We start from the raw sequence: 14,752 nt of genomic DNA on the forward strand, positions 1-14,752 counted from the left end.
GAGCTGCAGAGATCAGTGCCGGAGTCGTTCCGGCGGTCCGTTCCGTTTCGAATCGCGGCAGGTCGTTCCGTGGTGATCTTGATGAGCTGATTGACGGTGAGCCGCTGATAGGCAGGAAAGGGAAACCGCGAGCTCCCAGACCACCCCCGGTAGCCGGGGCTTGGGGGCTTTATTGCTACGGAGGATGAAATGTCCCTGTCCGCCTGGATGCTCAAATTGATTGCTGTCGTCACCCTCTCGGTCGTTTTGGGGACGATCTCGGTAGCGCTCGCGTTGCGCTCGGGTAAGTCGATGCCGGCCGCGCTGCTGGTCGGGCTCAGTGTCGGCACCGCCGCCTTGGGAGGCTTTTCCGCGATCTTCTAATCGGAGTGCGGGGCTCGCCCCACGCTCAGATGTCCTGGCCCTGATCGTCGTTGCCGGGAGGCATCGGCGTACGGCTGCCCGTGCCGCCCCCGGACGGGCTCGGTGTCGGCTGCCGCGGCTCCGGCGACGTCGGCACGGGCGGCGGCGTGGGGACGAAGTTCGTGGCCGGGAGGGGCCGGGACGGCGCCGGATCGTCCTCGCCCCGGAACACCAGCATCCACAGGACGACCATCAGCACCAGGACCAGCGTGGCCAGCAGCGCGGAGGCCAGCACCACAGACCGGCGTGTCGAGACCGGCGGCGGCGCGGGCGCCGGCGGAGCGGGCAGCGCGGGGTCGCGGTCGCCCAGCCAGTGGGGCACGAACTCGGGCCCGTGCCGTTCGCCGATCAGCGTCCCCGAGACCATCACCGGGTCGAGGAACCGCTCCGCGCCCGGCCCTCCCGGCACGTACGGCACGGCCACCCAGGGGGCGTGGCCGTCCTGCATCGCCACGACCGCGGGCGAGTCGGCCGCCACCCGCCCGCGGACCCGGTCGACCAGCGAGGCGCCCCAGCCCCGGACGCCTGCGCGGCGCTGCTCGGCCTCCTTGATCGCGGTCACGAACCGGTCCCTCGCGGCCGCGTCCAGCGCCGCCCCGCTGGTGAGGACGGCCACGGAAACCACCCGCCCGTCGGGCGCCTGGCCAAGGTAGACCAGCCCGGCGGGCGCGGTCCGCAGACGCGCCTGCAACACGAACGGCCCCAGGTGGGGCGGGTCGCCGTACTGCAGCGGAGTGACCATCACCTCATGAAAACACACGCCCCCGCGAGGCGTGTGTCCAAGCGGCCGCACGGGCAAATAGGCGAGAAATGGATTCTCCCGCCGAGTCACGATTGAATAACGTGCATGACCGTTGCCGATGAACGCAGTGACCCGGACCCCGGAAAGGCCGTGGCGACCCAGGAGGCGGAGGCGGACCTCGAGGTGCTGCACGACGCCATGGCCCAGGTCCGACGGGTCATCGTCGGCCAGGACCACATGGTGGAGCGGCTGCTGGTCGCCCTGCTCGCACGGGGGCACTGCCTCCTGGAGGGCGTGCCCGGGGTCGCCAAGACGCTGGCCGCCTCGACGCTGGCGACCGTGGTGGGCGGCACGTTCGCCCGGATCCAGTTCACCCCCGACCTGGTGCCGAGCGACATCATCGGCACCCGCGTCTACCACCCGAGCTCCGAGCGGTTCGACGTCGAGCTGGGTCCGGTGTTCGTCAACTTCCTGCTGGCCGACGAGATCAACCGGGCGCCGGCGAAGGTGCAGTCGGCGCTGCTGGAGGTCATGGCCGAGCGGCAGGTCACGCTGGCCGGGCGCACCCATCCGCTGCCCAGGCCGTTCATCGTGCTGGCCACGCAGAACCCGATCGAGTCCGAGGGCGTCTACCCGCTGCCGGAAGTGCAGCGCGACCGGTTCCTGTTCAAGGTGCGGGTGGCCCATCCGAGCGCCCACGAGGAGCTGGAGATCCTGCACCGGATGAGTGTCCGCCCGCCGGTGCCCCGCCCGGTGCTCGACCCGGCGCGGCTGCTGAAGCTGCAGGACCTGGCCGAGGAGGTCTCGGTCCACCAGCTCGTCGCCGACTACGTCGTACGGCTGGTCATGGCCACGCGCGCGCCCTCCGAGTACGGCCTGCGCGACCTGGAGGAGACGATCGAGATCGGCGTGAGCCCCCGGGCGACGCTGGGCCTCATCGCCGCAGGCCGGGCGCTCGCCCTGCTCCGGGGGCGTGACTACCTGCTGCCCGACGACATCCAGGACGTCGCCGTCGACGTCATGTCCCACCGGCTGATGCTGACCTTCGACGCGCTGGCCGACGACGTCGACGCCGAGGACGTCGTGCGCCGCATCCTGCAGGCCGTACCACCGCCGCTCGTCGTGTGGAACAACCAGGGCCCGCGGCGGGAGGACCGGTGAGCGGCAGTGAGCACGAACGGAACCCGACGCGGTGAGCGTCCGGTGAGCACCACGCCCGAGCAGGCGCTGCGGCGGCTGGAGCTGACAGTGGTGCGGCGGCTCGACGGGCTGCTGCACGGCGGCCACCAGGGGCTGATCCCGGGGCCGGGCAGCGAGCTGGGCGACACCCGCGTCTACGTGCCCGGCGAGGACGACGTGCGGCGGATGGACTGGGCCGTCACCGCCCGCACCACCACACCCCACGTGCGCGACCTCATCGCCGACAGGGAGCTCGAGACCTGGGCCCTCGTCGACCTGTCGGCCAGCATGGAGTTCGGGACCGCCGACGTCTCCAAGCGCGACCTGGTCATCTCGGCCGTGGGCGCGATCGGGTTCCTGGCGAGCCGGATCGGCGACCGGTTCGGGGCCTACATCCTGCACGGGGAGGACGTCCACCGCTACCCGGCGCGGCCCGGCCGGCCGCCGCTGTACGGGCTGCTCCACTCCCTCCTGAGCGCCCCGCCCGCGCGGGGGGCCACCGACCTCGGGCAGGCGGTCGAGATGATGTCCGCCGCCCACGGCAGGCGCGGCCTGCGGGTGATCGTGTCCGACTTCCTGGACGACCCCGGCGGCTGGGAACGGCCCATCCGCCGGCTGGCCGCCCGCCATCAGGTGCTGGCGGTGGAGGTCATCGACCCGCGCGAGCTGGAGCTGCCCGACGTCGGCCTGGTGACGCTGGCCGACCCGGAGTCCGGCCGCACCCGCGACATCTTCCTGTCGAGGCAGATCAGGGAGCGCTACGCGGAGGCGGCGGCCGAGCAGCGGGAGTCGACCGGGATCGCGCTGCGCCGCGCCGGGGCCGGGCACCTGGTCCTGCGCACCGACCGTGACTGGGTGTTCGACATCGCCCAGTTCGTCCTGCGGCAGCGGCGCACCTCCCACCTGATGCGCCGCACGGCCACAAGGGGGGCAGGAAAGTGATCTTCCTTTCGCCCGGCTGGCTCTGGCTGTTCGTCCTGGTCGTCGCGCTGGCCGCGGCGTACGTCGCGCTGCAGTTCGCCCGCCGCCGCTACACGGTGCGCTTCACCAACCTGGCGCTGCTGTCGCTGGTCGCCCCTGAGCGCCCGGCCTGGCGGCGGCACGTCCCGGCGGCGCTGTTCCTGATCATGATGAGCCTGCTGATCCTCGGCGCGGCCCGGCCGGCGGACGCCGTCCGGGTGCCCCGCGACCGGGCCACCATCATGATCGCCGTGGACATCTCGCTGTCGATGGAGGCCGGGGACGTCCCGCCGACCCGGCTGGTCGCCGCCAAGCAGGCCGCCCAGCAGTTCGTCAACGACCTGCCCGAACGCTTCAACGTCGGCGTGGTGGCCTTCGCCCGCTCGGCGGCCGTGGTGATCTCCCCCACGACCGACCACGCGGCCGTCAACACGGCGATCTCCAATCTGACCACCCGGCCCGGCACCGCGATCGGCGAGGCCGTGTTCAACTCGCTCGACTCGATCAGGTCGTTCGACCAGCGGGCGGTCACCGACCCGCCGCCCTCCGCGATCGTACTGCTGTCCGACGGGGACAACACCTCCGGCCGGTCGGTCAACGAGGCCATCGAGGCGTCCACCGGCGCGAAGGTGCCCGTCTCCACCATCGCGTACGGCACGCCCGAGGGCACGGTGACCATCGACAACAGGCCCATCCAGGTGCCGGTCAACAAGGCCACGCTGAAGTCGCTGTCGGACGGCACGGGCGGCCGGGCCTACACCGCCGAGTCGGGCAGCGAGCTGCGCGACGTGTACGGGCAGATCGGCACGTCACTCGGCTACAAGGTCGTCCACCAGGAGGTCACCCAGCGGTTCCTCATCGCCGCGATCGTCGCCGGGCTCCTGGTCGCGGGGGCGGCCATGCTCCTGGGCGCCCGGCTGCCCTGAACCATCGAGCTCGTGTGGCGCCGCGAGCGTCCTGGTCGCCCTCGCACGTCCACAGGACCCGCCGGCCTGTGGGCGGCCCTGTGGACAACCGCCTGGTCGGGATCACCGGCTCCCGGGCATTGGTACGTTTGGGCACGTGGCACATTACTTCGAGGAGCGCCCCCAGGCGGCCAGCCGTCCCGGCCAGGTCACCCTGGTCCTCCCCGATCTGCACCTGCGACTGGAGACCGACCGGGGCGTCTTCTCCCCCGACCGGGTCGACGCCGGCACCCGCGTGCTGCTGGAGACCGTGCCGCCGCCGCCCGCCGAGGGCGACCTGCTCGACCTGGGCTGCGGCTACGGCCCGATCGCACTGACGATGGCGTCAAGGGCGCCGGGCGCGACGGTCTGGGCCGTCGACGTCAACCGCCGCTCGGTCGAGCTGTGCGAGCGGAACGCCAAAAGCGCCGGCCTTGACAAAGTAAGGCCGGTTCATGTGGACGACATGCCGGACGATGTGCGGTTCCGAGCCATCTGGTCCAACCCCGCGATCCGCATCGGCAAGGCCGCTCTCCACGAGATGCTCACCCGGTGGCTGGACCGGCTCACCCCCGACGGCGCGGCCCACCTCGTGGTCCAAAAGCACCTCGGCTCCGACTCCCTGCAACGCTGGCTGACCGACCAGGGCTGGCCCACCACCCGGCTGGCCTCGCGCGCCGCCTACCGAATCCTGAAAGTGACCGCCCGATGAGCACCCCGAACCCGCGCAGGCAACTGCGGCCGACCGACGTGAAGCGGCTCAACCGCACGTGGCGCCGCAACACCCAGGGGCGGCTCGCGCTGATCGTGGAGTCGGTGACGGGCCCCTTCAACGTCGGGTCGATCTTCCGCACGGCCGCCGCCTTCGGCGTGGACACGATCTGGCTCGCCGGAAACGCCACGCCGCCCACCAACCCCAAGGCGCAGAAGACCGCGCTCGGCACCGACCGGCTCGTCGAGTGGCACGAGCCCGTCCCGGTCGCCGAGGCCGTCCGGGCGGCCAAGGAGGACGGGTTCACCGTCGTCGCCGTCGAGCTCACCGGCGACGCCGTACCGCTGCCGGAGGCCAAGCTGGGCGGCGACGTGTGCCTGGTGCTCGGCAGCGAGGACCACGGCTGCTCCCCCGCCTCGCTCGAGGCGGCCGACGGCGTCGTCTACATTCCGCAGGTCGGCAGGGTCGGCTCGTTCAACGTGGCGGTCGCGGCCGCCATCGTGATCGCCGAGGTCAGGCGGCAGGAATGGGTCTCAATGGGGAGCTCGTGACCCAAATCTTCACCGGCGCTCGCTGACGGCACCGCCTGACAACCGGCATACTCTGCTCGTGCAGCGCCGCTACCCGTTTCTCGACCACCCGGGGCCGCTCGCCTTCGCGCACCGGGGCGGGGCGGCGGAGGGCCGGGAGAACACCCTGTCCGCCTTCTCCAGGGCCGTCGACCTCGGCTACACCTACCTGGAGACCGACGCCCACGCCACGGCGGACGGCGTGCTGCTCGCCTTCCACGACCACACCCTCGACCGCGTGACCGACCGCGCCGGCCGCATCTCCCAGCTCCCCTACCGCGAGGTCAGGCAGGCCCGCATCGGCGGCACCGAGGAGATCCCGCTGATCGAGGACCTGCTCGGGACGTGGCCCGACGTCCGGTTCAACATCGACGTCAAGGAGACCCCGGCGATCCTGCCGCTGGCCCGCGCCATCCGCCGCACCGGCGCCTACGACCGGGTCTGCCTCACGTCGTTCTCCGACCTGCGGCTCGCCCAGGCCCGCAAGGCGGTCGGCCGCGAGGTCTGCTCGTCGCTCGGCCCCCGAGGGGTCGCCGCGCTCCGTACCGCCGCCCTGGGAGGCGGCTACGGCCGGCTCCTGACCGGCCTCGCCAGCGCCGGGGTGCCGTGCGCCCAGATCCCGATCGGCTTCCGCGGCCTGCGGGTCACCAGCCGCTCCCTCGTCCGTACGGCTCACGCCATCGGCATGCAGGTCCACGTCTGGACGATCGACGACCCAGTGACGATGGGACGCCTGCTCGACCTCGGCGTCGACGGGATCATGACCGACAACATCACCGGCCTGCGCGACGTGCTCGACCGCCGAGGGCAGTGGCACCCCCGCGGCGCCATCAGGCCGACTTAGGCCGACTTAGGCCGACCTAGGCCGGCTCAGGCCGGGCGTAGGCCCACTTAGGTCCACTTAGGCAAGGAGAACCATGACCGCCCCCCTGGTCATCGAAGCCGAGACGCCCCAGGCGCGCAGGCGCGAGCAACGCGGCTGGTACTGGTACGACTGGGCCAACTCGGCCTTCTACACCACGATCATCTCGGTCTTCCTCGGGCCCTATCTCATCCCGGTCGCGAAGACCGCCTCCTGCCGGCAGGACTTCCCGTCCATGCCCGTGGACGCGTGCGTCAGGGACTTCGACAAGCTCGTCACCGACCGCCTCGGCTTCGTGGACGTGCTCGGGGCCGACATCCGGCCGGCGGCGTTCTTCGGGCTGGTCCTCACGGCGTCCGTGCTGCTGCAGATCGTCCTGCTGCCCGTCGTCGGCGCGCTGGCCGACCACACCGGGCGCAAGAAGGAGCTCCTCGGCGGGTTCGCCTACGCCGGCGCGCTGGCGACCTTGGGGCTGTTCTTCGTGGCCGGGGACCGCTACCTGCTCGGCGGGGTGCTGTTCATCCTGGCGAACGTCTCCTACGGCGCGTCGGTGGTCGTCTACGACTCCTTCCTGCCGCAGATCTCCACCGCCGGCGAGCGCGACGCGGTCTCCTCACGCGGCTGGGCGTTCGGCTACCTCGGCGGCTTCCTGCTGCTCGCGCTCAACCTCGTGCTGTTCCTGAAGCACGACGCGCTGGGGCTGTCCGAGGGCATGGCCGTACGGATCTGCATGATGTCGGCCGGTCTGTGGTGGGCGATCTTCACGATCATCCCGCTGCTGGCCCTGCACAACCGGCCTGTGCCCCCGCACGAGACCACGGCGCTGCGCTCGGTCGGCGGGAGCTTCCGCCAGCTCGGCCGGACCCTCGCCGAGCTGCGCCGCTACCCCGGTACGCTGCTCTTCCTCCTGGCCTACCTGATCTACAACGACGGCGTCCAGACGGTGATCGGCAACTCGGCCGCCTACGCCTCGGAGGCGCTCAAGCTGAGCAAGACCGTGCAGATCACCGCCATCCTGATGGTCCAGCTCGTCGCGTTCCTCGGCGCGCTCCTCCTGGGCGCGCTCGCCCGGCGGTACGGCACCAAGCGCACCGTGCTGGGCAGCCTGGTGGTGTGGACGGCCATCGTCATCGTGGCCGTCTTCCTCCGGGAGGGCGCCGCGACGCAGTTCTACGCCATGGGCTTCGCCATCGCGCTCGTCCTGGGCGGCACGCAGGCGCTGTCCCGGTCGCTCTACTCCCACGTGATCCCCCGCGGCCGGGAGGCGGAGTATTTCAGCCTCCTGCAGATCAGCGACAAGGGGTCGGCCTTCATCGGCGCGCTGACCGTCACGCTGGCGCTGCAGTTCTCCAACAGCTACCGCGTGGCGATCGTCTCACTCGTCGTGTTCTTCATCATCGGCTTCGTGATGCTCATGGCCGTCAACCTGCCCAAGGCCATCCGCGAAGCGGGCAATGAGGTGCCAGAGCACATCTGAGCCGTGCGCGCCGGAAAAAGCGCGATTGGATCAGGTCTCTGGTGGGAATCCACACACGGTATCAAGCGTTGTACGCGGTGGAGACAAACCCCTCTAAGGCGGGGACCTCAGGAGGCTTAGAACATGGGCGAGCGTGCACTTCGCGGTACCCGGCTCGGCGCTACCAGCTACGAGAACGACCGCAACACCGATCTGGCTCCGCGCCAGGAGGTGTCCTACACCTGCCCTAAGGGCCATCACACCACCGTACCGCTTGCCGCCGAGGCGGAGATCCCCGCGACCTGGGAGTGCCGCAGCTGCGGCTCCCCGGCTCTCCGGATGGATGCCGAGCAGCCCCAGCAGAAGAAGGCCAAGCCACCCCGGACCCATTGGGACATGCTGCTGGAGCGGCGCTCCATCGAGGACCTCGAGGAGGTCCTCAACGAGCGTCTCGCCATCCTCCGGGCCCAGCGGCGCAAGAGCGCGTAGACGGCAGGTAAGGGAAACGCCCCCGGTAGACCACTACCGGGGGCGTTTCCCTTTGTGCCCGCGAGTTCTCTCGTGCTCCGCGAGAACCGCGTGAGCGCCGCCGCCGAGGTCGGTCGTCGCCACCGCCGACAGGAACGCGCGGCGAGGCAGGAGCAGGAGTGGCGGCAGAGGTCAGGCGTCGCGGCGCCGCCGGTCCAGCGCGTCGCCGTCGGCGACCACGCCGTCGATGCCGTCGATCACCTCGCCGTGCACCACCGGGCCGCGCCGCCCACCGCCGAAGCCGTCCCCACCGCCGAAGCCGTCGCCTCGGTCGAACAGGGCGCCGTACGGTGACCGGGCGGCCATCACCCGCACCCGGCGGCCGAAGAACCACGACAACCAGCGCCGCGCGACCGGCCTGGTGAACGGCAGGATGAGGAAGAACCCCAGAATGTCGGTGAGGAAGCCCGGGGTCAGCAGCAGCGCGCCACCCGCCACGATCATCGCCCCGTCGGCGAGCTCGCGGTCGGGCATCCGCCCGGACCGGATGGCGCCCTGCAGCGCCGCCCACGCCCGCCTGCCCTCCCGGCGCACCAGCCAGGCCCCGAGGAGGCTGTCGGCGATCAGCAGGGCGACCGTCTGCCAGCCTCCGATGACCGAGCCGATCCGGATCAGCAGCCAGATCTCCAGGACCGGCACGACGAGGAACGCCAGGAACAACCCGACACGCAGCATTTCTTGCCTCACTCCCGCGGCAGCCGTACGAGGTCGCGATCCCCGCCGGCCCCGCGCGCGGCTCAGGCGACGCCTCGCCGCGGCAAGATCTGAGGGACACTCCCTAGTCGGACAACGCTCCGGGAGCCCTGGTCGTTCCTCGTGAGGCCCGGAGCGGCTATCCCCTCCGGCGCAGCCGGTCCGGCAGCCCGGTGATGCCCCAAGCGGCGACCCGCCAGTAGGCCTCGAGGATGACGTCGAAGCTCATCTTGCTGGCCCCGATCGTGCGCTCGACGAACGTGATCGGCACCTCGGCGACCCGCAGGCCGTGCCGTACCGTCCTGAGGGTGAGGTCGACCTGGAAGCAGTACCCCTGGGATTCGACGGCGTCCAGGCCGATCTTCTCCAGCGTGGCCGCGCGGTAGGCGCGGAACCCGGCGGTCGCGTCGCGCACGGGGATGCCGAGCATCACCCGCACGTAGGTGTTGGCGCCCCGGGACAGCAGCTCCCGGTGAGCGGGCCAGTTGACGACCTTGCCGCCCGGCACCCAGCGGGAGCCGATCGCCAGGTCGGCGCCGCCGGCCACCGCGTCGAGCAGCTTGTGCAGCTCCTCGGGCTGGTGCGAGCCGTCGGCGTCCATCTCGACGATGACGTCGTAGCCCTCGCGGAGGCCCCACTGGAACCCGGCGATGTAGGCGGCCCCAAGGCCCTGCTTCCGGGGCCGGTGGAGCACGTGGACGTGGTCGTCCCTCTCCGCCAGTTCGTCGGCTATCCGGCCGGTCCCGTCGGGACTGTTGTCGTCCGCGACGAGAAGGTGGACGTCCGGGAGCGCCTCGCGCAGCCGCCGCGTGATCAATGGCAGGTTCTCGCGCTCGTTGTACGTGGGAACGATAACGAGCACCCGTTCGGGAGTCCGCTCCATCAGCTCTTCCTCCGTGCCCATGAGACCGCCGCCACCGTCGCTCCGGCACCCATCAGTATCAAAGTCCACTCGGGTAGCGCACCTATCTGGCCGGCCAGCGTGTTCCGCGTCCTGATCGGGACGGTCACCACGTTCATCCCGGGGACGAGCTCACCGGTCCGCCAGTCCACTTCCCCATCTGGGGTGACATAGGCCGAGATGCCGGTCGTGGCCGCCGTCACGACGGCGCGGTTGTGCTCGACGGCGCGCAGCTGCGACATGGCGAGCTGCTGCGGCGGGAGGTTGGTCAGCGCGTACGTCGCGTTGTTGGTCTGGACGACCAGCGGCGTGCCGCCCGCGTTCACGGTGTCGCGGACGATGCCGTCGAAGGCCACCTCGTAGCACTCGACGGTCCCGACGGTGACCGGGCCCATCCGCAGCGCCCCGGGGACGTTCCCGGGGACCGACTGGCGGCCCACGAGGTTCGCCCGGGACGACAGCGCGAGCACCAGGTCCTTGAACGGGGTGTACTCCCCGAACGGCACGAGCTGCCGCTTGTCGTAGTAGGCGCCGGGGCCGGTGACCGGGTCCCACACCAGTCCGCGGGTCGCCCGGTGGTCGTCCCCGATGGCGACCACGGCGCCTACGAGGATCGGCACGCCGACGTCCTTCGCCGCGGAGCCGATCGTCTCCCGGGCGAACTCGCTGCGGTAGGGGTCGATGTCGGTCGAGTTCTCCGGCCATACCACGATGTCCGGCCTGGGCAGCTTCCCGGCCCGTACGGCCTCGGCCATCCGGTGGGTCTCGTCCGCGTGGTTGCGCAGGACGACGGACGGCTCGTCACCGAGGAAGTCCATCCCCCGGCCGGGCACGTTGCCCTGGATGATGCCGATCCGCACCGTCCTGCCCTCGTCACCCGGCCGGGGCACGACGAGGCCCAGCACGGGCAGGGCAGCCGCGCCGGCGAGCGCGGCGGCGACCGTCACGGCCACGGGGCGGGTCCACCTGAACTCGGGCCGCAGCCGCACGGCGACGGACGCCAGCAGCGTGCCGGACAGGACCACTGCGAAGGTCACAAGGGGAGCGCCGCCCAGCGCGGCGTAGTCGGTGTAGGGCGACCGGCCCTGGCTGAAGGCGACCCGCGCCCAGGGGAAGCCGCCGACGGGGAACACGCCGCGGGCCCATTCCTGGGCGACCCACAGGCAGGCCACCCAGAGGGGCCAGAGGCGCAGCCGCATCACGAGGACGGCCGCGACCGCCAGGACCGCCCAGAAGAGGCTCTCGACGCCGGACAGGGCCAGCCAGGCGTCGTCGCCGATGGGCCGCACCCACGACAGCGCCGGGAGGAGGAACGCGGCGCCCCCGGCGTAGCCGAGCCACGCCGCCCGGCGCGGGCGCGTGCCGTACAGGGCCAGCGTGAGCAGGGCGACGCCCACCGGCGCGCAGAACCACAGGCCGGCGGGCGGGAAGGCGAGGAAGAGGAGCAGGCCGCCCGCTACGGAGGCGGCGAGGCGGACCGGGGCACGCCGCGGCAGCGAAGCGCGGGCCGCCGGAGTGGGCGACGCCGTCTCGTCTGCGACTTCCAGTGCCACGGGGGCGGTCTCTCCTCGCCTGTGAGTGTGGCCTCTCGGCGCCGGTATGCGCGGCGGCACGCCCTCGGACCGGCCGGGCGGGTCAGCCGATCGGTCAGCCGATTGGGTCAGCTTCGCAGATGGCGCCGCCCCTCGCCAAACCGGGCCACCGTACGGCCGGCGGGGCGCGGAGACCGCTCACGGCGGGCGGCGCGGGCATGGGCTGCTGTGGCCGCCCGCTCCACGGGGCGGCGGCGTCGCGCACGGAGGCGACGATCCTTGAGCCCCTCGCGGAGGACCCAAGGATCACCTGCGTGTCTCCCCACGCTCGTTTCCACGCAGGGTCTCCACGCACGGGGGCGGAAGGGGGCCCGGACGGCCCTTCGGACCGGTTCCGTCCCGTCGGCGGCGGGCGCGGAGCTCCGTTGTCTACTGGGTGTCCGGACCCCTCCCCGGGTCCAACCCCCCGGCCGGTTGGGGTGCCCCGACTCGACGGAACGCCGGCCTGCGCCTGGCTGTGCAGACGGAGTCACGCTCCGTCACGGACGCAGAATCCGGAGATGTCTTAGACGGCCAACCGGTCAGTCCCGTGCTGGACTGCGCAGCAAACTACCGACCTCAGCGCAGATATCAACCGTGTCCCGATCAGCGGAAATACCAAGTTTTCGCAGCTAGGACAGGCTACGTGACCGGCGTCGATGTGGGACCTGCAAGTGATATCCCTCATAGTCGGAAATCTCGCGCTATTTAGGCACCAGTTAGCTATGCCGGAGAGCGTTGATCAAGGCCCGTCAAAACGGGGGGCAGTCCGCCGGTGTGCATCACGCCAAGGTGGCGCGTGGCCCGGGTCAGCGCCACATAAAGGTCGCTTGGCCCGCGCGGCGACTCCCGCAGGATCCGGTCCGGCTCGACCACGATGACGGAGTCGAACTCCAGCCCCTTGGCGTCGGCCACCGACAGCACCGACACGGGAGCGTCGAGAGTCGCCGGGCCGGGACCGGCGACCGCGCCGGGGACCCGCGCCGTGATCAGCGCCCCCAGCTCGCTCTCCTCGGACGCCGGGACGATCACGACCAGCCGCCCGCCCTCGACGATCTCCTCCTGGACGACCGGCGGGAGCTCGGCGGCCAGGTCGGCCGCCTGGAGCGCCCACGGCCGCTCGCCGGTCTCGCGCACCGACTCCGGCGCGCGCAGGCCGGGGCCGACCAGCTCCAGCACCCTGGCGGCGACCGCCATCAGCTCCGCGGGCGTGCGGTAGTTGACGGTCAGGCCGGCCTCCCGCCAGCGGTCCTGGACGTAGGGGCCGAGCATCCGGCTCCAGCTCGCGGCGCCCGCCGCCGATCCGGTCTGGGCGATGTCGCCCACGATGGTCATCGACCGGCTCGGACAGCGGCGCATCACCGTCCGCCAGGCCATCTCGGACAGCTCCTGCGCCTCGTCGACGATCACGTGGCCGAACGCCCAGGTGCGGTCCTTCGCGGCCCGTTCCGCCGTGGTCAGGTAGACGTCGTCGGCCTGCTGCCGGGCGGCGAACCGCTCGGCGTCCATGACGTCCGCCAGGCCGGTGAGCTGCAGGACCTCACGGGCGTAGGCGATCCGCTCCTCGCGCTCCTGCTCGGCCCGGCGCGCCGCCCGCAGCACCCCTTCGTCGATGTCGCCCAGCAGCTCGGCGGCCTCGTCGAGCAGCGGCACGTCGGCCTCGCTCCACCATCGCTCGCCCGGCCGCGGCGGCTCCCTCAGCAGCAGGTCCCCCTCCTGGGGCGTCAGCCCGGCCTGCGTCATCCGCTCCTTGGAGGTGAACAGGCCGATCAGGAGCTGCTGTGGCGTCAGGTACGGCCAGAGCTTGTTGAGCGCCGCCCGCACCGGATCCTCGGTCCGCAGGTCCTCCCGCAGGTCGGCGAAGTCGTCGTCGTCGAGCATGCCCCGGCCGAGGTGCCGCGCCGCCTGCTTGGTCAGGGCGTTCAGCAGGTGGCGGACGAAGACCGCCCGCGCCTGGTTGTGCGGCTTGCGCGAGCGCAGCGCCCGCGACCTCGCCGCCTCGAACGTCTGCCGGTCGAGCCTCAGCGTGAACTTGTCGAGCCGGATCTCGACCGGCTTCCCCGGCACCCGCTGCCGGTCCCGTACGGCTCTCGCCACCACCTCGGCCATCGCCGCGGCCCCCTTGACGGCGGCGGCCTCCGGCGTCTCGTGGCGCGTGCCGGTCACGCCGGGATAGAGCTCTCCGACGGTGGACAGCAGCACGTCCGTCTCGCCCAGCGAGGGGAGGACCTGCTCGATGTAGCGCAGGAACGTCGGGTTCGGCCCGATGATGAGGACGCCCCTCCTCTCCAGGCGCTCGCGGTAGGTGTAGAGGAGGTAGGCCGCCCGGTGCAGGGCGACCACGGTCTTGCCGGTACCGGGGCCGCCCTGGACGACCAGCACGCCGTTCAGGTCGCTTCGGATGATCTTGTCCTGCTCGGACTGGATGGTCGCCACGATGTCGCGCATGCGGCCGGTGCGCTTCTCGTCGAGCGCGGCCAGCAGGGCGGCCTCGCCGTTCAGCGAGGCCCGGTCGGCGTCGGTGAGGCGGTCGAGGTCGAGCAGGTCGTCGTCGACGGCCGTGACCGTCCGGCCCTTGGCGTGCAGGTGACGCCGCCGGGTGACGCCCATCGGAGCGGCCGGGGTGGCCCGGTAGAACGGCTGGGCCACCGGCGCCCGCCAGTCGATGAGCAGCCGGCGCTGGTCGTCGTCGGACAGCCCGAGGCGGCCGATGTAGAGCCGGGTCTCGTCGGCGTGATCGAGCCGGCCGAAGCACAGGCCGTTCTCCACGGCCCAGAGCCGGGCCAGCCGCTGCGCGTACATGCCGGCGAACGAGTCACGCTCCGAGCGGTTCTGATGGGTGCCGGAGGCCCCCTGCGCGAGCACGCCGTCCAACTGCTTGCGGGTGCGCTCCCGCAGCACGTCGAGCCGCTCGTAGAGCGCGGCGACGTACTTCTGTTCCCGGGCCAGCTCGCCCGCAGATGACTCAGACATAGACCGACGGATTCTACGTCCTCCCCCCGCCCCTTACCTCGTGATCATGCACGGAGTCCCTCACCTGGATCGGACCTGCGGATATTCGGTTCGCGATCTGACACAAGGCGACCAGCGCATGATCAGGAATCGGATCATCGCACCTCAGGCGACTCCACCGGGAAGCCGCGCATGATCACGGCCGAGACCGTCGCAGGCCGCCGGCATTCCCGTGAAGGTTTGCATGATCACGGCGGGGGTGGGGACGGGGGCAACGGATG

Annotated in this window: 14 protein-coding genes; 9 read left to right on the top strand and 5 right to left on the bottom strand. The window is 71.5% G+C overall.

Annotated features, from left to right (window positions below):
* The first annotated feature begins 189 nt into the window (after window positions 1-189).
* Window positions 190-363: a hypothetical protein gene (locus ABH927_RS01600; RefSeq protein ID WP_370017600.1), complete on the top strand. Its 174-nt coding sequence runs from the start codon at window positions 190-192 to the stop codon at window positions 361-363.
* Between the two features lie 25 nt (window positions 364-388).
* Here the strand turns inward: ABH927_RS01600 and ABH927_RS01605 are convergent, their stop codons facing one another.
* On the bottom strand, window positions 389-1,144 hold the full coding sequence (locus ABH927_RS01605) for a hypothetical protein (protein WP_370017601.1): 756 nt from the start codon (window positions 1,142-1,144) through the stop codon (window positions 389-391).
* A 198-nt stretch (window positions 1,145-1,342) separates the two neighbouring features.
* Between ABH927_RS01605 and ABH927_RS01610 the strand changes: the two genes are divergently transcribed.
* From ABH927_RS01610 to ABH927_RS01645, 8 genes are all read left to right on the top strand, one after another.
* The gene (locus ABH927_RS01610; protein ID WP_370017838.1) at window positions 1,343-2,305 is read left to right on the top strand and encodes an AAA family ATPase; all 963 of its coding nucleotides are present in this window, start codon (window positions 1,343-1,345) and stop codon (window positions 2,303-2,305) included.
* Window positions 2,306-2,347: 42 nt separating this feature from the next.
* Complete coding sequence (locus ABH927_RS01615) at window positions 2,348-3,265, top strand: DUF58 domain-containing protein (RefSeq protein WP_370017602.1); 918 nt, start codon at window positions 2,348-2,350, stop codon at window positions 3,263-3,265.
* Window positions 3,262-4,209, top strand: a complete 948-nt coding sequence (locus ABH927_RS01620; protein ID WP_370017603.1) for a VWA domain-containing protein — start codon at window positions 3,262-3,264, stop codon at window positions 4,207-4,209. The genes ABH927_RS01615 and ABH927_RS01620 overlap by 4 nt, the downstream gene beginning before the upstream one ends.
* 136 nt (window positions 4,210-4,345) lie before the next feature.
* Complete coding sequence (locus ABH927_RS01625) at window positions 4,346-4,939, top strand: class I SAM-dependent methyltransferase (protein ID WP_370017604.1); 594 nt, start codon at window positions 4,346-4,348, stop codon at window positions 4,937-4,939.
* A complete protein-coding gene (locus tag ABH927_RS01630; protein WP_370017605.1) occupies window positions 4,936-5,490 on the top strand; it encodes a TrmH family RNA methyltransferase in 555 nt (184 codons plus the stop codon). The genes ABH927_RS01625 and ABH927_RS01630 overlap by 4 nt, the downstream gene beginning before the upstream one ends.
* Window positions 5,491-5,548: 58 nt before the next feature.
* Window positions 5,549-6,352, top strand: a complete 804-nt coding sequence (locus ABH927_RS01635; RefSeq protein ID WP_370017606.1) for a glycerophosphodiester phosphodiesterase — start codon at window positions 5,549-5,551, stop codon at window positions 6,350-6,352.
* A 73-nt stretch (window positions 6,353-6,425) separates the two neighbouring features.
* Complete coding sequence (locus ABH927_RS01640) at window positions 6,426-7,847, top strand: MFS transporter (protein ID WP_370017607.1); 1,422 nt, start codon at window positions 6,426-6,428, stop codon at window positions 7,845-7,847.
* 123 nt (window positions 7,848-7,970) lie between these two features.
* Window positions 7,971-8,315, top strand: coding sequence for an RNA polymerase-binding protein RbpA (locus ABH927_RS01645; RefSeq protein WP_261586081.1), 345 nt, complete (start codon window positions 7,971-7,973; stop codon window positions 8,313-8,315).
* Window positions 8,316-8,486: 171 nt separating this feature from the next.
* Here ABH927_RS01645 and ABH927_RS01650 read toward each other — a convergent pair whose 3' ends face one another.
* From ABH927_RS01650 to ABH927_RS01665, 4 genes are all read right to left on the bottom strand, one after another.
* Window positions 8,487-9,029 (bottom strand): FxsA family protein, encoded by a 543-nt coding sequence (locus ABH927_RS01650; RefSeq protein ID WP_370017608.1) that lies wholly within the window; start codon window positions 9,027-9,029, stop codon window positions 8,487-8,489.
* Window positions 9,030-9,186: 157 nt separating this feature from the next.
* Window positions 9,187-9,951: a polyprenol monophosphomannose synthase gene (locus ABH927_RS01655; protein ID WP_370017609.1), complete on the bottom strand. Its 765-nt coding sequence runs from the start codon at window positions 9,949-9,951 to the stop codon at window positions 9,187-9,189.
* Window positions 9,930-11,501, bottom strand: a complete 1,572-nt coding sequence (lnt, locus tag ABH927_RS01660) for an apolipoprotein N-acyltransferase (RefSeq protein WP_370017610.1) — start codon at window positions 11,499-11,501, stop codon at window positions 9,930-9,932. The genes ABH927_RS01655 and lnt overlap by 22 nt, the downstream gene beginning before the upstream one ends.
* Before the next feature lie 741 nt (window positions 11,502-12,242).
* On the bottom strand, window positions 12,243-14,492 hold the full coding sequence (locus tag ABH927_RS01665; protein ID WP_370017611.1) for an ATP-binding domain-containing protein: 2,250 nt from the start codon (window positions 14,490-14,492) through the stop codon (window positions 12,243-12,245).
* Window positions 14,493-14,752 lie beyond the last annotated feature (260 nt).

The sequence above is a fragment of the Planotetraspora sp. GP83 genome (genome assembly GCF_041262585.1).
In the GTDB taxonomy this organism is placed as follows: Bacteria; Actinomycetota; Actinomycetes; order Streptosporangiales; family Streptosporangiaceae; genus JAOEGB01.

Coding starts and splice junctions, on each gene's coding strand:
- ABH927_RS01600 (WP_370017600.1), top strand. CDS start 190: ATGTCCCTGTCCGCCTGGATGCTCAAATTGATTGCTGTCGTCACCCTC.
- ABH927_RS01650 (WP_370017608.1), bottom strand. CDS start 9,029: ATGCTGCGTGTCGGGTTGTTCCTGGCGTTCCTCGTCGTGCCGGTCCTG.
- ABH927_RS01665 (WP_370017611.1), bottom strand. CDS start 14,492: ATGTCTGAGTCATCTGCGGGCGAGCTGGCCCGGGAACAGAAGTACGTC.
- ABH927_RS01630 (WP_370017605.1), top strand. CDS start 4,936: ATGAGCACCCCGAACCCGCGCAGGCAACTGCGGCCGACCGACGTGAAG.
- ABH927_RS01645 (WP_261586081.1), top strand. CDS start 7,971: ATGGGCGAGCGTGCACTTCGCGGTACCCGGCTCGGCGCTACCAGCTAC.
- ABH927_RS01655 (WP_370017609.1), bottom strand. CDS start 9,951: ATGGGCACGGAGGAAGAGCTGATGGAGCGGACTCCCGAACGGGTGCTC.
- ABH927_RS01610 (WP_370017838.1), top strand. CDS start 1,343: ATGGCCCAGGTCCGACGGGTCATCGTCGGCCAGGACCACATGGTGGAG.
- ABH927_RS01640 (WP_370017607.1), top strand. CDS start 6,426: ATGACCGCCCCCCTGGTCATCGAAGCCGAGACGCCCCAGGCGCGCAGG.
- ABH927_RS01605 (WP_370017601.1), bottom strand. CDS start 1,144: ATGGTCACTCCGCTGCAGTACGGCGACCCGCCCCACCTGGGGCCGTTC.